20 protein-coding genes and 1 pseudogene are annotated in these 19,110 nt (G+C 60.7%); 11 read left to right on the top strand and 10 right to left on the bottom strand.

Features of this window, described 5'->3' with window-relative positions; genetic code table 11:
• The 4 genes and pseudogenes from NR126_RS20305 to NR126_RS20290 all read right to left on the bottom strand — a co-directional run.
• Positions 1 to 151, bottom strand: a pseudogene (locus NR126_RS20305) (amino acid ABC transporter permease); the annotation flags it as partial.
• Positions 148 to 876, bottom strand: a complete 729-nt coding sequence (locus NR126_RS20300) for an ABC transporter permease (protein WP_027621121.1) — start codon at positions 874 to 876, stop codon at positions 148 to 150. The gene NR126_RS20300 and the pseudogene NR126_RS20305, both read right to left, overlap by 4 nt.
• A gap of 58 nt (positions 877 to 934) precedes the next feature.
• On the bottom strand, positions 935 to 1,717 hold the full coding sequence (locus NR126_RS20295; protein ID WP_027621122.1) for a transporter substrate-binding domain-containing protein: 783 nt from the start codon (positions 1,715 to 1,717) through the stop codon (positions 935 to 937).
• 227 nt (positions 1,718 to 1,944) lie between these two features.
• Positions 1,945 to 4,395 (bottom strand): penicillin acylase family protein, encoded by a 2,451-nt coding sequence (locus NR126_RS20290; RefSeq protein ID WP_256830963.1) that lies wholly within the window; start codon positions 4,393 to 4,395, stop codon positions 1,945 to 1,947.
• 193 nt (positions 4,396 to 4,588) lie between these two features.
• On the opposite strand from NR126_RS20290, the gene NR126_RS20285 reads away from it, so the two are divergent.
• Positions 4,589 to 5,164 (top strand): cysteine hydrolase family protein, encoded by a 576-nt coding sequence (locus tag NR126_RS20285; RefSeq protein WP_105756108.1) that lies wholly within the window; start codon positions 4,589 to 4,591, stop codon positions 5,162 to 5,164.
• A gap of 12 nt (positions 5,165 to 5,176) precedes the next feature.
• Here the strand turns inward: NR126_RS20285 and NR126_RS20280 are convergent, their stop codons facing one another.
• From NR126_RS20280 to NR126_RS20265, 4 genes are read right to left on the bottom strand one after another with little or no spacing between them, the layout of a single operon-like run.
• Positions 5,177 to 5,386 (bottom strand): SEC-C metal-binding domain-containing protein, encoded by a 210-nt coding sequence (locus NR126_RS20280; protein ID WP_007906737.1) that lies wholly within the window; start codon positions 5,384 to 5,386, stop codon positions 5,177 to 5,179.
• Between the two features lie 5 nt (positions 5,387 to 5,391).
• Positions 5,392 to 5,877, bottom strand: coding sequence for an LEA type 2 family protein (locus NR126_RS20275; protein ID WP_256830961.1), 486 nt, complete (start codon positions 5,875 to 5,877; stop codon positions 5,392 to 5,394).
• A 30-nt stretch (positions 5,878 to 5,907) separates the two neighbouring features.
• The gene (locus tag NR126_RS20270) at positions 5,908 to 6,390 is read right to left on the bottom strand and encodes a YchJ family protein (protein ID WP_027621127.1); all 483 of its coding nucleotides are present in this window, start codon (positions 6,388 to 6,390) and stop codon (positions 5,908 to 5,910) included.
• 4 nt (positions 6,391 to 6,394) lie between these two features.
• Positions 6,395 to 6,892, bottom strand: coding sequence for a DUF6231 family protein (locus tag NR126_RS20265; RefSeq protein ID WP_027621128.1), 498 nt, complete (start codon positions 6,890 to 6,892; stop codon positions 6,395 to 6,397).
• A 190-nt stretch (positions 6,893 to 7,082) separates the two neighbouring features.
• On the opposite strand from NR126_RS20265, the gene NR126_RS20260 reads away from it, so the two are divergent.
• From NR126_RS20260 to NR126_RS20245, 4 genes are all read left to right on the top strand, one after another.
• Entirely contained in the window at positions 7,083 to 7,775 is a 693-nt protein-coding gene (locus NR126_RS20260) for an OmpA family protein (RefSeq protein ID WP_027621129.1), read from the top strand.
• An 88-nt stretch (positions 7,776 to 7,863) separates the two neighbouring features.
• Positions 7,864 to 8,580: an OmpA family protein gene (locus tag NR126_RS20255; RefSeq protein WP_256830960.1), complete on the top strand. Its 717-nt coding sequence runs from the start codon at positions 7,864 to 7,866 to the stop codon at positions 8,578 to 8,580.
• Positions 8,581 to 8,721: 141 nt separating this feature from the next.
• Positions 8,722 to 9,000 (top strand): DUF1145 domain-containing protein, encoded by a 279-nt coding sequence (locus NR126_RS20250; RefSeq protein ID WP_027621131.1) that lies wholly within the window; start codon positions 8,722 to 8,724, stop codon positions 8,998 to 9,000.
• Complete coding sequence (locus NR126_RS20245; protein ID WP_027621132.1) at positions 8,993 to 9,751, top strand: hypothetical protein; 759 nt, start codon at positions 8,993 to 8,995, stop codon at positions 9,749 to 9,751. Before NR126_RS20250 ends, NR126_RS20245 begins: the two co-directional genes overlap by 8 nt.
• 46 nt (positions 9,752 to 9,797) lie before the next feature.
• On the opposite strand, the gene NR126_RS20240 is transcribed toward NR126_RS20245, so the two are convergent.
• Positions 9,798 to 10,262, bottom strand: a complete 465-nt coding sequence (locus tag NR126_RS20240) for a CopD family protein (RefSeq protein WP_256830959.1) — start codon at positions 10,260 to 10,262, stop codon at positions 9,798 to 9,800.
• A gap of 94 nt (positions 10,263 to 10,356) precedes the next feature.
• Here NR126_RS20240 and dinG point away from each other — a divergent pair, with 94 nt between their 5' ends.
• From dinG to pdxH, 5 genes are all read left to right on the top strand, one after another.
• Positions 10,357 to 12,501 carry an ATP-dependent DNA helicase DinG gene (gene dinG / locus NR126_RS20235; protein ID WP_256830958.1) on the top strand — a complete coding sequence of 715 codons (2,145 nt, stop codon included), beginning with the start codon at positions 10,357 to 10,359 and terminating at the stop codon, positions 12,499 to 12,501.
• 82 nt (positions 12,502 to 12,583) lie between these two features.
• Positions 12,584 to 14,959: a beta-galactosidase gene (locus tag NR126_RS20230; RefSeq protein WP_256830956.1), complete on the top strand. Its 2,376-nt coding sequence runs from the start codon at positions 12,584 to 12,586 to the stop codon at positions 14,957 to 14,959.
• Between the two features lie 116 nt (positions 14,960 to 15,075).
• Positions 15,076 to 16,221 (top strand): serine hydrolase domain-containing protein, encoded by a 1,146-nt coding sequence (locus NR126_RS20225; protein WP_105755672.1) that lies wholly within the window; start codon positions 15,076 to 15,078, stop codon positions 16,219 to 16,221.
• Positions 16,222 to 16,362: 141 nt separating this feature from the next.
• On the top strand, positions 16,363 to 17,496 hold the full coding sequence (locus NR126_RS20220) for an OmpA family protein (protein ID WP_256830954.1): 1,134 nt from the start codon (positions 16,363 to 16,365) through the stop codon (positions 17,494 to 17,496).
• A 24-nt stretch (positions 17,497 to 17,520) separates the two neighbouring features.
• Positions 17,521 to 18,168, top strand: coding sequence for a pyridoxamine 5'-phosphate oxidase (gene pdxH, locus NR126_RS20215; protein ID WP_105755667.1), 648 nt, complete (start codon positions 17,521 to 17,523; stop codon positions 18,166 to 18,168).
• Between the two features lie 5 nt (positions 18,169 to 18,173).
• Here pdxH and NR126_RS20210 read toward each other — a convergent pair whose 3' ends face one another.
• The gene (locus NR126_RS20210; protein WP_027621139.1) at positions 18,174 to 18,410 is read right to left on the bottom strand and encodes a hypothetical protein; all 237 of its coding nucleotides are present in this window, start codon (positions 18,408 to 18,410) and stop codon (positions 18,174 to 18,176) included.
• Between the two features lie 168 nt (positions 18,411 to 18,578).
• Here NR126_RS20210 and NR126_RS20205 point away from each other — a divergent pair, with 168 nt between their 5' ends.
• The gene (locus tag NR126_RS20205) at positions 18,579 to 19,043 is read left to right on the top strand and encodes a glycine zipper 2TM domain-containing protein (RefSeq protein ID WP_027621140.1); all 465 of its coding nucleotides are present in this window, start codon (positions 18,579 to 18,581) and stop codon (positions 19,041 to 19,043) included.
• Positions 19,044 to 19,110: the final 67 nt, after the last annotated feature.

The following is a 19,110-nucleotide window of genomic DNA, read 5'->3' as shown; positions in this document are numbered from 1 at the left end:
ATGAGACCCGGGCGATCGACAGCGGAATCGACACCAGGAAGCCAATGAAGATCGAAGCGCTGAGCAACCACATGGTCATGGCCAGACCGGTCATGTGGTAACCGTCGCTGTACAGGAACGGTCGCCAATACTCCTGCAGAAGTTCAATCATCGTACGGCCTCCCGGGCTCCTGCGGCATAGCGGCGTTCAAGCCGGCGCAGGACAAAGTTCGAAGCGCTGGTGATGAGCAGGTAGATCAAGGCCGCGAGCACCAGGAAATAGAACAGTTGATAGGTGCTTTTGCCGGCATCCTGGGCCGCCTTGACCAGGTCGGCCAGGCCGATGATCGACACCAGCGCGGTGGCCTTGAGCATCACCATCCAGTTGTTGCCGATACCGGGCAGGGCGAAACGCATCATCTGCGGAAAGACCACGAAGCGAAAGCGCTGCCCGCGCTTTAGGCCATAGGCGGTAGCGGCTTCGACTTGCCCGCGAGGAACGGCAAGGATCGCGCCGCGAAAGGTTTCGGTGAAATAGGCGCCGTAGATAAAGCCCAGGGTGATGACCCCGGCGCTGAACGGGTTGATCTCGATGTATTCCCATTCCATGAAATCGGTAAAGGACGTCAGCCAGGTTTGCAGGCTGTAGAAAATCAGCAGCATCAGCACCAGGTCGGGGACGCCGCGTATCAGCGTGGTGTAGCACTGGGCAGGAACGCGCAGCAGTCGTGAGGCCGAGAGCTTGGCGCTGGCGCCCAGCAGGCCGAGCAGCACCGCCACCAGCAACGACAGCACCGATAACTTAATGGTCATCCAGGTGCCTTGCAGCAACAGCGGACCAAAGCCCTTCAAGCTGAACGCCGAGAGCCCCAGGGTTTGTAAAAGTTGTTCGAACATAAGATCGACGACCTGATAACGGAAAAAAAGCGCCCATCACAGGGATGGGCGCCGGGTGTTATTTACCGCTGTACAGATTCAAATCACCGAAGTGTTTCTTTTGAATGGTGGCGTAGGTGCCATCATCGTGTAACGCTTTGATACCTTTATCCAGGAGGGCCTTCAGCTCTTTGTTACCTTTCGAGATACCGACAGCCGTTTTCGCTGGCAGCATCGGGCTATCGACTGGCTTACTGACTTCGTAGTCACCGCCTTGTGGCGACTTCAGGAAACCCAGTTCGGCTTGCAGCATGTCCTGGATCGACGCGTCGAGGCGTCCGGAAATCAGGTCGGCGTAGACCTGGTCCTGGTTGGCGTAAGCCTGGGTTTTCACCCCGGCCTTGTCGAGTACGGCCTTGGCGTAGGCTTCCTGGATGGTGCCCTGCTCGTAGCCGACGGTCTTGCCTTTGAGCGACGCAGTATCTTCAGTCAGGCCCGAGCCTTTCTTGAAGACGAAGGACGTAGGACCGGAGAACAGTTCGTTGGAGAAGTCGATGACCTTCTCGCGAGCCGGGGTCACCGTCATGGAGGAGATCACGCCGTCGAATTTATTGGCCTTGAGGCCCGGGATCATGCCGTCGAAATCGCTTTCGACCCATTTGCACTTGACCTTCAACTCGGCACAGATCGCATTGCCCAGATCGATGTCGAAACCCACCAGGCTGCCATCGGCGGCCTTGGACTCAAAGGGTGCATAGGAAGGATCAACGCCAAAACGCAGTTCTTTGTACTCTTTGGCCAGCGCGGAACCCGCAGCCATGCACAATGCCAGTGCGGAAAGGGTCAGCAATGCTTTTTTCATTATTCAATCCCTAAGAACCAATATGAGCGCTTGTGGCGCAGAATTATTGTTACTGGAAAGCGTAAGACCTTATGAAAGTAGCAATTTCCGAACCAGAGTCCCGAACAAGCGTTTTAAAAGTTGATTCCTTGTGTGTACTCATCCCATTCGCGCCCTGAATCGGGCACGAATTTTTTCTTGCACCATACGGGTGCCAGTCTGCTCTCAGGTGACCTTGCATAGGGTCATTATTTGCCCGGTATCAGGGTCAGGCGGGTCTTGCCGTACACCTTGTCGAAGTTCTGCGGTTGCATGGGCAGACTCTGGTACTGAGCTTTCAGCCATGGATCGATGTTATTCAGGTAGTTCTGGCTCGCCGGATTGCCGGACTGGCCGATGCCGTTCTGAGCCAGCAGCGGTTCAGCCTGGGCGAAATCGACAATCAGACGCATGCCCGGCACTCGAGTGACGTTGAAGTCCTGACCCCAAGCGTAAGCCGCGGCATTCAACGTGCTCTGGTCGCCGCCGGCGGCTGTGGCAGTGCGTACCGTGTTTGCGCGCGCATCTTTCCACTCATACCGGTGCAGTTTCCCCCATTGCCAGGCTCGGCGATCGCTGCCCATCTGGCTTTCACCGACGGAAATGGCGGCGGCCAGGCTGCGGGCGAGAATGGCCGGTTTGTCCTCTTTGGCCGGTGTGCGCACGTCATCCCAGAACGGGCTGTCTTCCCGACCGAGCAGGTGGTCGGCCTGGGCCGAATAGGAACGCGTGCCGTTGGCGACAAAAGCCTTCCAGGCCGGGCTGGATTGCGGTCCGAGTTCGTCGAGGAAAATCTGTTTCATGCTTTCTTGCAGGAACAGTTGGTAGATCGCCGCGTCCGTTGAGGTCGGGCTGAGTTTGCCGTCAAACGCCATCAGCCGGCTAAAGGCTTCACGCGCTTTGGCGGCATCGGCAGCGGGCAGGGCATTGATGGCCTGTTTCAGCGGCTGGGACATACCCGGCGCCTCGAACATTTTCTTCAGCTTGGCGGCAAACACGGTGGTCTGGTCGTATTGCATGGCAATCATGCTGCGGCTGTCCTGCTTGCCAGCGCCAGCCAGTTCGGCGATGCGCTCGCCGCGTTCCGGTGCGGCCCAGGAATTGGACAACTGCATGCCGTAGCCGTGGGGGATGATTCGCTGGTTGGCAGTGCCGAGCCAACCCTGGGCCGGATCCTGGTCGTAGGGGTGGAGCATCGGGTCGGCGTAGCCATCCCAGTCATAGCGACCTTCCCAGCCGGGCGAGGGCAGCAGACCTTCGCCTTCACGGCGGTTGGGGAAGCGTCCGGTGACTTGCCAGCCAATATTGCTGGCATCGGCAAACAGCATGTTCAGCGAGATGGCGCGGATTTCACGGCTGGCGTCCGAGGCTTTTTCGACGCTCTGCGCACGGGACAGATCGAAGAACGCGTCCAGGCTCTTGTCGTCCTTGACGTCCGGCAGTTGCAGGGCCAGGCCGAAACCGTTGCCGGGCGTTGCCACTTGGGCACTGTTGAGCAGCGCGCCATGGCGGGTTTCGTAGATGACTTCGCGAATCGGCCGCTGGCCTTTGACGAAGTAGGTTTCGTTGCGCACCATCGCTGGTTGCCATTTACCGGCTGCTTCATAGCTCAGGCTGTTGCCCTGGCGTTTGAGTTTCTCCAGGAACAGGTCCTGGTTGTCGCCCATGACCGCCGCCATGCTCCAGGCCACCTTGCCATTGAAGCCGGACATCACCATCGGCAAGCCGGCAATCGTGGCCCCGGCAACCTGGTACTTCGGCGCGCGGATCTGCACGAAACTCCACAGCGACGGCACGCCAATCGGCAACTGGCTATCGCCGGCCAGCAGACTCTTGCCGCTGCGGCTGCGTTGCGGGGCAATGGCCCAGTTGTTCGAGGCAGTGCCACCGAGGATATTCAAGCCGGCCAGTTGTTCATTGGCGCTGGCAAGTTCAGCCAGACCAGGAATGCTGCCGTTGAGTTTGACCCCTTGCAGTTTATCCGCTTCCGCCACCGGCAGTTTTTCGTCCGGATAGGAGGGCGACAGCCAGGCCAACTTGTCGTTGGTCACGCTCTGCGCCATCATCAGCGCAGAGATTTCCTGAGGCAGGTTGGCCGACTGACTGAAGTTCAACAGGCAGAAAATCAGTGCCGAGTCTTCGGGCTTCCAGTACTCCGGCTTGTAGCCGGTGGTGGCCAGATCGGCGGGCAGCTTGTCGCGATAACGGAACAGGTAGGCATTGACCCCGCGTGCATAGACCTCGAAGAAGCGCTTGAGACGCGGCGACGAGGCCTTGTACAGCTCATCGGCACTTTTCTTCAGATTGACCGCACGCATGTAACGGTCGGCATCGAGCATTTGCGCCCCGGACATTTCCGCCAGGCGCCCCTGAGCCAGCAGGCGCAGGGTGACCATCTGGTTGATACGGTCGCTGGCGTGCACATAGCCTAGGGTGAACAGCGCGTCGTGGAAGGTGCTGCTTTCAATCAACGGCATGCCCATGGCATTGCGGCGTACCGACACGTTCTGCGCCAGGCCTTTGAGTGGCTGCACGCCGGAAGCCGGAGGCAGTGTGTCTTGTGCATTCCAGCTCTGGCAGCCGCTGAGGCTGAGCACACTGGCCACTGCTGCGGCAACGCCGAACCGGGGAAGAAAAGGTGTAAGGGCTGGCGAGGCCATGGCAAAGCTCCGAGGCGGGGTACTGAATAAAGGCGCTACGTTAGTCAGCGGCCGAGGGGCGTGCAAGCGGCGGGCTGGGTTATTTAGAGGTTTGTCCGATAAATCGCGGAATTTGAGACCACTGGCGAGCTTGCTTCGGACTAATGAAGGTGCTCAAGTAGGTAATTCCCTGCCTTTTGGAGAAAACCCAGCCATGGATCCTCAGGCAAACAGCGCCTTGATCTTGATCGACCAGCAACAGGGCATCCATCACCCCAAACTCGGTCCGCGCAATAATCCGCAAGCTGAGGAGCGCATCGCCGAACTGCTCGAGCATTGGCGTGCCATGGGGCGACCGGTCATCCATGTGCAGCACCTGTCGCGCTCACCGGACTCGGTGTTCTGGCCGCAGCAATCGGGGGTGGAGTTCCAGCAGCGCTTCAGGCCGCAGGTCGGGGAGTGGGTGGTGCAAAAGCAGGTGCCGGACGCGTTCTGCGGGACCGCACTCGAAGAGGGATTACGCGAGAGCGAAATTACCCAGTTGGTCGTGGTCGGCGTGGCGACGAATAATTCGGTGGAGTCCACCGCACGCACGGCGGGCAATCTGGGGTTTGCCACCTGGGTGGTCGAGGACGCCTGCTACACCTTCGACAAAGCGGATTTTTTTGGCAATCCACGTTCAGCCGAGGAGGTCCACGCCATGTCGCTGGCCAACTTGCATGGCGAATACGCGACGGTCGTGGCGGCTGCTGAGTTGTTGCAGGAACGTCGTCTGAGGTTCCTGCAATAAAGTGTCAGCGCATCAGGCGCCGTGGCACTTCTTGAACTTCTTGCCGTTGCCGCATGGGCAAGGGTCGTTGCGGCCCACGTCTTTCAGCGCGTTACGTACCGGCTCCTGATGGGCGTGGCCACAGTTCGGGCCATGTACATGGCCGTGGTCGTGATCATGGTGGTCGTGATGGTCATGGTCGTGGTTGCAGTCGGGGCCATGAACGTGGGGTTGCTGGGTCATCGAGGTTACTCCGGAATAAAATCGCCGGGAATTATCTCGCCATAATGGGACAGGTGCACGTCTTTGCCGAAGAATAATCCGGTTTCCAGGGTGCCTTCCAGACGATAGGGGATGGGCTGGTCGGGTTTTTTCAGCAGCTTGACCATCTCGCGCAGGTGTTGCCAGAGGTTGGTGCGGATCGGCACCTGGAAATAACTGCTGCTTTTGGGGTCGACACTGAACCATTGTTCGGTCTCGCCTTCAGCCAACAGGAATTGGCTCAAGTGAATGCGGTACTCCATGCCGCGGATGGTCAGGCTGTCGTCGTTGGGGTTGTCGATGCGAAAGTACAGCATGAACTTCTGATCCAGCAGCTTGGCCCGCACCACTTCGACTTTGAGCAGATGGACCTGCGGATCGAGTTCGTCATCGCTGAACCAGGACGCGCAGCCACTGAGAGTCAGGGCCATGAGCAGGCTGATCGTGCGCAAGACGCGGCGCTGGCTGAGCATGGTCCGACTCCTTTTGTCTGCTGCGGTGCTTCATGCGGTCAGGCGAAAATACCCCGCGCAGCACTTCTTGAATTTGTGTCCACTGTTGCAGGGGCAGGCGTCGTTGCGTCCGGTCTTGAGCGGTACGGTGGGGTCGATGAAGTACCAGTGACCAGCGTTCTGCACAAACGAGGAGCGCTCGCGATGGCTGTGCTCGCCGGTGCTGTCGTGCCAGCGTGCGGTGAACGTGACGAAGGCATGTTCAGGTTGACCGCCGAGCACTTCGGAGCTTTCCACGTCCAGGCCCAGCCAGGTGCTGCGCGCGCTCCAGTCGCTGATCGACTGACGATCCAGGCCGGATTGCTGGGCGGGCAGGGTGGTCGCCACCAAATAGTCGATCAGGCCCAGCACGTAGGCACTGTAGCGTGAGCGCATCAGTGCTTCGGCACAGGGTGCGGGATGCCCGGCGTGATAATGCCCGCAGCAGGCATCGAGTGGCGTGCCGCTGCCGCAAGGGCAGATGGATGTACTCATTGGGTTACCACCAGTATTTTCCAAAATTCTGCGGATTGGCCCAGAAACGAGAGTTGAGCCAGTCGGGGACTTGTTTGTATTCAAGCAGATCATAGGTGAACAGGGTCAATACCTGCTGATCGCGCTGGAAGCGTTCACTGGCCTGCAGGGCCAGGGAAAAGAAGTCGGTTTCCTGCCAGTGGCAGACATCCAGGTCGGCCAGTACCGCGATGCGGCTGGCATTGAGGTTACGGATGCCGCCCAGCAGGTTGAGGCCGTCGCGCTTGGGCAGATGCTCCAGGCAGTCGAGTGCCAGTGCCAGGTCGAAACGCTGCGCGGCGACCTCGGCTGTCAGCGGGCCAGGGGCTGCGCGGACGATCACGCTATCGGGATGGGCGGTTTGGAACGCCTGCAGCGCCGGGAAGTCGTCAGCGCCAATCAGCAGGAGCCGTTTGGGTGCATAACGATCGAGCAAGGCGGCCAGCGCCTGCTGGGGAGTACGCGAAGAAATTGCGGCGGTCATCAAGGATCCTCAATCAGAACTGCAGAGACTAGCCTGCCCGAACGCCTGGGCCTAGAGGCTCTTTGCACTGGATGTTGCGCAGGCCAGTGATTGGCTGATCCCGTGAGGATGGCCTATTGCTGGCGGATATTAAAACTGGGGTCTTTACTGCTTGAATCGGTCGTATGCCGATCCCTCAGGAGAAAACTCGATGAGCATAGTTCGGACAGCATTACCCTTGGTTCTGCTAACCAGTGTCTTGACTGGTTGCGCAGGTTTGCAGAAAACCGACTGGCCGACCTGTGCGGCGGTGGGCGGCGTGGTCGGGGCCGGTCTCGGCGCGACGAAAAGCTCGGCGTGGGCCGGCGGTGGCGCGTTGTTCGTAGGCGGTTTGGCTGCCGCCTATTGCTGGGTGCATGGCGATGGTGACGAAGACGGTGATGGTGTTCCGGACAGCCGCGACAAGTGCCCGGGCACACCGAAAGGCGTACAGGTGGATGCCAACGGTTGCCCTCCGGCCCCCGAACCGGTAGTTGAAGAGGTCGTCGTAGTTAAGGAAGAAACCATTGTCATCCGCGATGTGCACTTCCAGTTCGACTCGGCCAAGCTGACCGCTGCCGACAAAACCAAACTGGAGACCATTGCGACCCGTCTGAAACAGGAAGCACCTTCGGCGCGACTGAGCGTGACCGGGCATACCGACAGCGTCGGCAGCGATGCCTACAACCAGAAACTCTCTGACAAACGCGCGCACTCGGTGGTCGAGTACCTGATCGAAGAAGGCGTACCACGTGCCAGCTTCGTTTCGGTGCAGGGCGCCGGTGAAAGCCAGCCAGTGGCGGACAACAAAACCGCTGACGGCCGTGCGATGAACCGTCGTACTGAAATCAAAATCAACCGCTAGCTCCTTGCGTCCGTGGCTTGAACAGTCACGGATGCGGGTCTTTACTCCTGTGTGACCGGTGTCGGCCGGTGACACAGGAGCAATCATCATGAGCGTTCGTGCACGGACCGTAATACCGGTACTTCTGTTAGCCAGCCTGGTCTCGGGTTGCGCCACCCACAGCGACGGCACTGCCCCCCTCAATCAACGTACCTGGCCGATCTGCAGCGTCATTGGCGGACTCGTGGGCGGAGGCTTGGGCGCCATCGAAAGCGGTGGTTGGGCAGCAGGTGGCGCGGCGCTCGGTCTGTTGAGCGGCGGCTTGATCTGCTACGCACAGGATGGCGACGAAGATGGCGATAGCGTCTTCGACCGTCGTGATCACTGCCCCGATACTCCGGCCAATACATCGGTGGACAACCGCGGGTGCCCGATCCCCCAGTACCCGCCCAGCGTCAAACCGGTCGAACCCAGCAGTGAAGTGATTACCCTCAGTGACCAGGGCGATGTGTTGTTCGCCTTCGATTCGGCGGAGTTGACGCCGGCCGCTCATGAACAACTGATGGCGTTGATGGACAAGTTGAAAAGCGCCGACGTCCTGAGCATCAAGGTGGTGGGTCACACCGATAGCCAAGGGAGCGATGCCTATAACCAGGGGCTGTCCGAGCGACGCGCCAGCAGTGTCGCCGCCTTTCTGCTGAATCAGGGACTGGCCCCTGACAAACTCACCAGCCAGGGCATGGGTGAAAGCCAGCCGGTGGCGGATAACGCGAGTGAAGAAGGTCGAGCGAAAAACCGTCGGGTCGAGTTGGTGATCGGCCGCTGATCGGCGCTGCCGGATTGGCGATCTGCGTCGATCCGGCGGCGAAATCGAGCGCTGCAGAAGAATTTTCGTTGCCCTCTGGCGTACCCCGCGTGGAAGTCGTTACTGTTCGCGCAAAGAAAAATGATCCTCGGGGGGGCGGGTATGAAAGTGTTATGGGGGCTGGGCAAATGTGCGGGGCTGGTGTTCTGGTTGGTGGCAGTGGTCAATCTGTTGCAGCCATTCACTGATCCGATCCATCTGGCGGTCAATCTGGTTGCCAGCGTGTTATTGCTGGTCCACCTGTTGGAAGTGCTGGTGTTCAATCGCACCTTGAAAACGCGCGCTCATCCCTGGCTCGATCGCCTGCAAGTTCTGCTATTCGGCATCTTTCATATAAAGAGCATGGCCAGTGCTGACACGTCGGAGGCCCGCCATGCGTAAACTTTGTCTGCTTGCTGCGCTGATCAGCCCAATGGCCATGGCGCAGGTTCTGACGGTCGAAAGTCATTCCCTGATGCGCCTGCCCAATACCGCCAGCACCTTGCAACTGGAGCGTCTGGACGTGGCGGACAATGGCACCTTGCTGATTCCCTCCAATGTCACCCAATTGAATGTGACGGAGTTGCACCTCGGGCGCGACGCCCGAATCGCTATTGTTCCAGGCGAGCAGAGTCTGCAAATCAGCGTCGGCCATGCGTTGCTGGCGAGCGGCAGCCAGATCACTTCCCGAGGGGCGCCGGGTACCTACCTCAAGGCGGCACGTCCGGGGCGTAACCTGAACCTGCGAATTGTCTCGTTGAACGCGCCTGAGCTGTCGGTGGATGCGCGCGGCGGTGATGGCGCTCCGGGTTTTGTCGGGCTCGACGGCGGTAATGGCCAGGAGCCGGGCTGCACCTGGGGCTCGGCGGGCCGGGGTGCCGATGGTGATAATGGCGGCGATGGTCGTGCCGGGGCCCCCGGAGCGCTGGTGCGCCTGGAGCTGCCGCGTGACTTTGCCGAGCAGAGCATCAAGGTGCAGGTGCAGGGCGGTGCCGGCGGCCTGCCCGGTGTTGGGGGCAAAGCCGGGGCGGGCGGTAAGTCCAAAGGCTGCCTGGTGTATCGCGCCGATGGCGGCAAGAGCGGTCGCCCGGGTGATGCGGGTCAGCCTGGGCCGGTTGGCGCTCCAGGTTCGGTGACCGTGCAGCGCCTGTAGCCATTACTCACCCGTCTCGCTCACAGGGCGCGAGGCGGGTGAATGCTTAAAACATCGGCCGTGCGGAGGCGATCGCCACCAGCAGCAAGCCGATCAGCAAATTGATCCCCACCAGACGGCGAATCCCACCCAGGGTCGCTGCCCCCGTTGCCCAGTCTTCGGCCAGCACCGCCTTGCGCAATTCCGGCACCTGCAGCGCCTGGATCCGGATAAACAGCGCGGTCATCACCAGATACAAACCCATCATGATCTGCACGTAGCGGGGTGCCGTTTCAAAACCATTGAAGCGCATGTGGATCATGCCGACGCCGCCGATCGGCAGAATGATGACTGCGACCCAGACCCAGGCAAAAAAACGCGGGAACACTTCGACCCACAGCTTCAGCCGTGCGGGGCCTTCCAGCGCTTTGACCGCGGCGGGGCGCAGGACCATCCAGGCGAAAAACATACCGCCGACCCAGACCAGGGCCGCCAGCACGTGGATGCTATAAATCAAGGCGAAAAGTGTCATTGGGGTACTCCGTTCTGCGCGGGATTGATTAGCGGGGTATGATAGCCCCCATAACCACTGAAAATTTATCCAGCGTTTTTGCGCCCGACAATTCATGATCAGCACTGAACTCAAAACCACGATCCAGGGCGCCTATTCGCGTTTTCTCGAAGCCAAGAGCCTCAAACCGCGCTACGGCCAACGCCTGATGATTGCCGAAATTGCGAAAGTCCTCGGTGATATCGATACCGATGACGAAGGTCGGCGCAGTGGCGACCCGGCGATTGTCGCCGTGGAAGCCGGCACGGGTACCGGCAAGACCGTGGCCTACAGCCTAGCGGCGATTCCGACCGCCAAGGCCGCCGGAAAACGCCTGGTGATTGCCACCGCCACCGTCGCCTTGCAGGAGCAGATCGTCTACAAGGATCTGCCGGACCTGATGCGCAACAGCGGGCTTAACTTCAGCTTCGCCCTGGCCAAGGGCCGTGGTCGTTACATGTGCCTGTCCAAGCTCGATATGTTGTTGCAGGAAGGCCACGCGCAAACCGCCACCGCACAGCTGTTCGAAGAAGAAGGTTTCCGGATCGAGGTCGACGAGGCCAGTCAGAAGCTGTTTACCAGCATGATCGAGAAGCTTGCCGGCAATAAGTGGGATGGCGACCGTGACAGTTGGTCTACAGCCCTGGAAGATGTCGACTGGGCACGCCTGACCACCGACCACAGCCAGTGTACCAATCGCCATTGCCCGAACTTCGGCCAGTGCGCTTTTTATAAGGCACGCGAAGGCATGGGCAAGGTCGACGTGATCGTCACCAACCATGACATGGTCCTCGCCGACCTGGCGCTGGGCGGCGGCGCCGTCCTGCCTGACCCGCGTGACACCATTTATGTGTTCGACGAAGGTCACCACCTGCCCGACAAAGCCATCGGCCACTTCGCCCACTACACGCGCCTGCGCTCCACCGCCGACTGGCTGGAAGCCACCGCGAAGAATCTCACCAAGTTGCTCGCGCAACATCCGTTGCCGGGAGATCTGGGGAAACTGATCGAGCAAGTGCCGGAGTTGGCGCGCGAGATCAAGACCCAGCAACAGTTCATGTTCAGTGCCTGCGAGCAGGTCGCCGACTTCAAGCCCGGGGAAGACGTCGAGGGCCGTGAGCGGCCACGCCATCGCTTCGTCGGCGGGGTGATTCCCGAGCACATGCGGGAAATGGGCATCGAGCTGAAGAAAGGCTTCGCCCGCCTGACCGACCTGTTCACCCGCCTGACCGAGTTGCTCAAGGAGGGCATGGACGGCGAGGTCAACATCGGCATCGCCAGCAATCAGGCAGAAGAGTGGTATCCGCTGTTCGGCAGCCTGTTGTCACGCTCCCAGGGCAATTGGGAGCTATGGACCGCCTTCACGGTTGAGGACCCCGAAGACAATCCGCCCATGGCACGCTGGCTGACTCTGGCCGAAAGCGGTTCGCTGTTTGACATCGAGGTCAACGCCAGCCCGATCCTTGCCGCAGAGATGCTGCGCCGCAGCCTGTGGAACGTGGCACATGGCTGCCTGGTGACGTCGGCGACCCTGACCGCGCTGGGCACCTTCGAGCGTTTCCGCATGCGCGCCGGCCTGCCGAAAAAAGCCGTGACGGCGGTGGTGCCAAGCCCGTTTCATCATGCCGACGCCGGTGTCTTGCGGGTGCCAAACCTGAACGCCGATCCCCGTGATGCAGCGGCCCATACCGCGGCGATCATTCGTGACTTGCCGGAACTGGTCGAAGGCTCGCGCGGCACCCTGGTGCTGTTCTCCTCGCGTAAACAGATGCAGGACGTGTTCGACGGCCTGGACCGCGACTGGCGCAAGCAAGTGTTCATCCAGGGCAACCTGTCGAAACAGGAAACCCTGAACAAGCACAAGGCGCGGGTCGACGGTGGCGATTCCAGCGTGCTGTTCGGCTTGGCCAGTTTCGCCGAGGGGGTCGACTTGCCAGGCGCCTACTGCGAACACGTGGTGATCGCCAAGATCCCGTTCTCGGTGCCGGACGATCCGGTCGAGGCGGCGTTGGCGGAATGGATCGAAGCCCGGGGTGGCAATCCGTTCATGGAAATCTCGGTGCCCGACGCCTCGCTCAAGCTGGTCCAGGCTTGCGGACGTCTGCTGCGTACTGAAGAGGACCGCGGCACCATCACTCTGCTGGACCGGCGCCTGGTCACTCAGCGCTATGGCAAAGCGATCCTCAATGCGCTGCCGCCGTTCCGCCGCGAAATTTCTTGAGACAAGGTGGGCGAAAACGCCCACTGCGTTGTCTATCCCCTATCTCCGATCTCACATTCGCCTTAGGGAGAACCTGGTTCTCATGATTCGCCGTACGTTACCCGCCGTATTTGCCCTGATGTTTGCCACGCCCTTGCTGGCAGCACCAACCGGGCAGCAGACGCTGTTCAACTTTGTCCGCCCGGCCGATGTGGTCCAGGTGGCGACACAGGATGCCAGCTTGCCGCAATCCAACGCGGAACAGACGGCCGAGGGTGAAGTGTTGCGGCGGGGGACCTTCAATCCAACAGCCCGGCCGACCTTGCGCCTGACGCCGCAGACCGGCGCCTGGGATTGGTCGCAGTCCGGAGTCATGACCCTGCGCCTGCAGAGCGCGATGAACTGGGCGTTGACCCTCTATGTGACGATCCAGAGTAATGACGGCAAGACCCTCGTCAGCCGTGTCGACCTGCCGGCGGGCCCTGCGCAAACCTTGATGGTGCCGTTGATCCCGAGTACGCCATTGAGCCAGGGCATGAAGGCCGGTCCGCCGATGCCGATGACCGTCGACGGGCAGCGCATTCTGCTCGCCAGCAGCGAGGGTGAACTGGATCGCAGTCAGGTGGTATCGGTGTCGCTGTCGATGGAGCAACCCAAGGTAGCCCAAAGCATCCTGATCGAGCGCTTTGGTGTGCAGGAGGGTGAATCGGTGGTCAAGGCCGTTTATGGCTCGTTGGTGGACGCCTATGGTCAGTCCACTCGGGCCAAATGGCCGGAAAAAATTGCCAGCGACGACCAGCTCAAGGCAGCCGCCGGCAAGGAACAACAGCAACTGAAAACCTGGCTTGCCGAGCGCCAGCGCAACGACCTCGACAAGTTCGGCGGCTGGAGCCAGGGCCCGACGTTCAAGGCCAGTGGTTTCTTTCGCACCGAGAAGCGTGATGGCCGCTGGTTCCTGGTGACGCCTGAGGGTCATCCGTTCTACTCGCTCGGGGTCAACGCGGTGACCGCCGATGCTAGCCAGACCTATGTTGCCGGTCGTGAGGGCATGTTCGAGGCATTGCCTGGCGACGGCGAGGTGCTGGCCAGTCACTACGGTGAAAGCGACAACCGTGGCGGTAACGGAGTCGATCGCGGACGCAGTTTCAATAGCGGCCGCTGGTATGACTTTTATGGTGCCAACCTTCAGCGCACCTACGCTCAGCCTTGCGTCGTGTCCACTGTGCCGCCGACCGAGCAGCCCGCCGCTGAGGCCAATAGCACTCCCTGCGAACCAGCGGCTTTCGACGAAAAGCGCTGGACCGGACATACCCTCGATCGCCTGCAAGCCTGGGGCTTCAACACCCTCGGAAACTGGAGCGCTCCGGCGCTGGGACAGAGCGATCGCGTGGCCTACACCTTGCCGCTGTCGATTGTCGGTGACTACACCAGTATCAGCACCGGCAACGACTGGTGGGGCGGCATGCCCGATCCGTTCGATCCGCGCTTTGCCATGGCCACTGAACGTGCCGTGGCCATCGCTGCCCGCGATCACCGGGACGATCCCTGGTTGATTGGCTATTACGCCGACAATGAGTTGGCCTGGGCCGGTCCTGGCGACGATCCCAAGGCTCGCTACGCGCTGGCCTATGGCACCTTGAAAATGACCACCGACGTCCCGGCCAAGCGCGCCTTTCTCAAACAGTTGCGCGACAAGTACCGTAACCAGGCCGGTCTATCCAAGGCCTGGGGTATCGACCTGCCGGCCTGGGAATTGATGGAAGACCCGGGCTTCGTGCCGCCGCTGCCTGATCCGCAGCACCCGGAAATCGAGGCCGACTTCAAGTATTTCCAAAAGGTATTCGCCGATACCTACTTCAAGACCATTTCTGACTCGTTGAAATGGCACGCACCCAATCACTTGCTGCTCGGTGGCCGGTTTGCCGTCAGCACCCCGGAGGCGGTGGCATCCTGTGCCCAGTATTGCGACGTCCTGAGCTTCAACATGTACACGCTCAAGCCGCAGGACGGCTACGACTTCGCTCAACTCCAGGCGCTGGACAAGCCGGTGCTGATCAGCGAATTCAACTTCGGCTCCCGTGATCGCGGCCCGTTCTGGGGTGGCGTGACCGAGTTGGCCAGGGAAGAAGATCGCGCCCCGGCCTACGCCACTTTCCTCAAGCAAGCCATCAGTGAACCGTCGATTGTCGGCGTGCACTGGTTCCAGTACCTGGATCAGCCGGTCACCGGGCGTCTGCTGGACGGTGAGAATGGCCATTTCGGCCTGGTAGGTATCACCGACATCCCGTTCCAGGGCTTTGTCGACGGGGTACGCAAGGCTAACCTGCAAGCCCTTGATCAGCTTGGAAAGGCTGCCAGGGTCGAGGTCGAAAAAGCGGCAAATGCGGGAGCGGCCAACGAAGGCGAAAAAGGCCATCCAGACGGCCATGCCCCGGGGCAAAGCGGTCATCCGGGCGGGCATTCGGCAAACGGTCATTAATCAGCAAAATTCGCGGTTGTTCAGCACAACCGCCCAGCCTGTGCGGGTTCCCAAAAGCCTTGGAGGCTGGAACAATGCCGGCCATTGAAGCGAAACGTTTTTCCGGGGAGTGGCGGGTGCAGATTCAGGGTCATTACGAACTTAAATTCGAAGCGGTGCACGAGGCCTTTGCCGCGCTGTTCGACAACTCCCAGGAGCGTGGCGCGGCATTGTGTATCCAGGTGGGTGGCGAGACCGTCATCGACCTGTGGGCCGGTACGGCAGACAAGGACGGCCACCAGGCGTGGCACAGCGACACCATCGCCAATCTGTTTTCCTGCACCAAGACCTTTACGGCCGTGACAGCCTTGCAACTGGTCGCCGAAGGCAAGTTGCAACTCGATGCCCCGGTGGCCCGCTACTGGCCCGAATTCGCAGCAGCCGGCAAGGAGTCAGTGACTCTGCGCCAACTGCTTTGCCACCAGGCTGGCTTGCCGGCCCTGCGCGGGTTGTTGCCAGCTGAGGCGCTCTACGACTGGCAGACCATGGTCGACGCACTGGCCGCCGAAGCGCCTTGGTGGACGCCGGGCGAAGGCCACGGTTATGCGGCCATCACCTATGGTTGGCTGATCGGCGAACTGCTGCGTCGAGCTGATGGCCGAGGGCCGGGCGAATCGATCGTGGCCCGGGTGGCCCGGCCATTGGGTCTGGATTTCCATGTCGGCCTGGCGGATGAAGAATTCCACCGTGTCGCACATATCGCGCGCGGTAAAGGCAGCCTCGGCGATGCGGCGGCCCAGCGCTTGCTCCAGGTGACCATGCGCGAGCCGGAGGCCATGAGCACACGGGCCTTTACCAACCCGCCGTCGATCCTGACCAGCACCAACAAGCCGGAGTGGCGACGGATGCAGCAGCCAGCGGCCAATGGCCATGGCAATGCCCGCAGCTTGGCCGGTTTCTACAGCGGCCTGCTGGATGGCAGTCTGCTGGAAAGTGAAATGCTCGAGGAGCTCACCCGTGAGCACAGCCTGGGCGAAGACAAGACCTTGCTGACCCGGACCCGTTTTGGCCTGGGTTGCATGCTGGATCAACCGGACGTGGCAAATGCCACTTTCGGCCTCGGTGCTCGTGCCTTTGGTCACCCGGGCGCAGGAGGATCGGTCGGATTTGCCGATCCCGAGTACGATGTGGCCTTTGGTTTTGTCACCAATACCCTGGGGCCTTACGTATTGATGGACCCGCGTGCGCAGAAGCTGGTGCGAGTTCTCGCCGATTGCCTGTAAAAAGGTTGCTGTATCGCATTTTTTTGATAAAAGATGCCTGAAGGTCGTGGAACGGAACCCCACGGCCTTTGATGTTTCAGAGCGTGTGTTCAGACGGGTCATCAAGACCCACAGCTTTTTATCTCATTTTGTGGATATCTCATGTCACCGAACAAATTTTTAACTCTGGCACTGTGCCTCACCATCACTGGTTGCGCACAAACTCCACAAAATGATGCCGACGGTGGCCATTGGTGGTCATTCGGTTCCGGTTCCGACAAGGTCGCGGACAAGGGCGCCAGCAAGCCTGACGTCAAAGCGGACGCCAAGGCTGCTCCTGCTCCTGCGGACAAGACTGCCGGCACCCCGGCACCTGTTGCCAAGGCGAAGGAGGGTGGCAGCAGCTGGTGGCCGTTCTCGTCCGACGAGACCCCGGCCAAACCAGCAGTGGCCGACACCAAGGCCGTAGCACCGACCGCACCCATCGCGGCAACCAGCGCTGCCGCCGCTGCCGCCAAGGCCGACTCCGAAAGCAAATGGTGGTGGCCGTTCAGCGACCAGCCAAAGGCTGTGACCAAGGCCGACATCAAGGATGTACCGATGCCGGATCCGAAAATCACCCAGGCTTGGCTCGACGACTACGAGCCACGCCTGCGCAGTGCCGTTCAGGACAAGCGCCTGGTCGTTGAGCGTCGCGAGAACGTACTGGTGGTCGTCGTGCCTGTCGATGAGTCCTTCAACCCGAAACGTCCAGCGATGCTGCTGCCTTCGACCCTGGGCCCATTCACCCGAATCGCCAAGCTGGTAGAGGGCGATACCAAGACCTCCGTACTGGTCCTCGGTCACGGTGACTCGACGGGCGCCGCCCCGGCAACTCAAGCGTTGAGCAAGGAACGTGCTACCTCCGTGGCCTCGATCTTCAGCCTCGGTGGCCTCAAGCGTGATCGCCTGATGCTGCGTGGTATGGGTGACCTGATGCCGCGCGCGGCCAACGACAGCGCCCAGGGCCGTGCCTTGAACCGTCGTGTTGAAATCATGCTGACCCAACGCACCACCATGCTGGCCCTGCTGAGCAAATACAGCTCGCCAACCCCGCCGGTCGCGGAAATGGTGGCGGTTCAGGACGTCAAGCCTGCCGCAGCAGCCCTGGCTGATCAAAAAGCATCGTCGTCGAAAAAAGCTGTACCGGCGAAGAAGGCGCCTGCAAAGAAAGCCGCGTCAGCCAAAAAACAGCCTGCCAAGACCGCAACCCCGGCGAAAAAACCGGTGCCAGCCAAGGCTACAGCTGCTAACTGATTGCTCCAGCACAAGGAAAACGCCATGACCCAGGCTCTGGCTGATATGCGCCGCGACTATACCCGCGATGGCTTGACCGAAGCCCAGGCTCCGGATGAGCCGTTCGCGCTGTTCCACCAATGGTTTTCCGAGGCGGTGAAAACCGAGCAGCCTCCGGTTGAAGCCAACGCCATGACCGTGGCCACGGTGGATACAGACGGTCGCCCGCATTGCCGGATCCTGTTGCTAAAGGGGCTGGATGAGCAGGGTTTTACCTTCTTCAGCAACTATGAAAGCGCCAAAGGCCAGCAATTGGCCGTCAATCCCTTCGCCGCCATGACGTTCTTCTGGCCGACGCTGGAGCGTCAGGTGCGGATCGAGGGGCGGGTGGTCAAGGTCAGTGCGCAGGAGTCCGATGCCTATTACCAGGTGCGCCCGTTGGGCAGCCGCCTGGGGGCTTGGGCCTCGCCACAGAGCCGGGTGATTGCCGATCGTGCCGAGCTCGAGGGCCTGCTCAAGGCCACCGAGCAGCGCTTCAGCGAGAGCCAGCCGCATTGCCCGGAGCATTGGGGGGGCTATCGCCTTCTGCCCGAGCGCATCGAGTTCTGGCAGGGCCGCTCCAGTCGACTGCACGATCGCCTGAACTATCGCTTGCACGGCGATCGCTGGAGCCGTGAACGTCTGGCGCCCTGAGCAGTCTACCGGGCAGGGTAGGTGGCTGCGGCCGCCTCCAGCCACTGTTGCAGGTCACGACGCTTGATTTTCTGCTGCCTGGCGCGTTCCAGTTGTTGCAGCATGAAAGCTTTTTTCTGTTCGTCGTTACCAGCCATGGCCAGAGCCAGGTCGCGATCCATCCAGCGCTTGATGCGTACGTACAACCACCAGTGGAAGTACAGACCGGCAGCGGTGGTGACGACAATGATGAAGTAATCCATGGAAATCCTTGAGGCGGTGGCGCAGGTTCTGGAATTTGCCGCTACTGTGTGTTGAGTCCCTGGCAGGCGCTGTACTGCGCCTGAATGAAAGCACTTTTATCCCGGCGGCGCCGTGACAGGCGTCAAGCTGCGGAGTTTAATGAATACTTGTCCTTTGGAGTTGATGCTATGCGTAAGTCTGTTCTGCTGGTTGCTTCCTTTTCGACGATGGCGATGTTGCTCACGGGTTGCCAGTCCAGCCTGACCGGCGACTCCTACTCCCGTGATGAGGCGCGTCGCGTGCAGACCGTCCGCATGGGCACCATCGAATCCCTGCGTCCGGTGAAGATCGAAGGCACCAAGACCCCAATCGGCGGCCTGGCGGGTGCAGCGGTTGGCGGCGTTGGTGGCAGCGCCATCGGGGGCGGTAAAGGCAGCATCGTTGCCGCGGTCATCGGTGCGGTTGCTGGTGGTCTGATCGGCTCGGCCACTGAAGAAGGCCTGACCCGTACCCAGGGCGTAGAAATCACCGTGCGTGAAGACGACGGCAGCATGCGTGCCTACGTGCAGCAGGTTCAGGAGAATGAAGTGTTCCGCGTCGGCGAGCGCGTACGCATCTCCACCGTCGATGGCACCAGCCGCGTTTCCCACTAAGCGCAGACGGTTAAAACAAAACCCCGATCAGGTGACTGGTCGGGGTTTTGTGTTTTTGGGGGAGCGG

Source organism: Pseudomonas sp. Pse1 (assembly GCF_024519635.1).
Lineage (GTDB): Bacteria > Pseudomonadota > Gammaproteobacteria > Pseudomonadales > Pseudomonadaceae > Aquipseudomonas.
The sequence above is the reverse complement of the archived record's forward strand: the minus strand, read 5'-3'. Positions and strand labels throughout refer to the sequence as shown.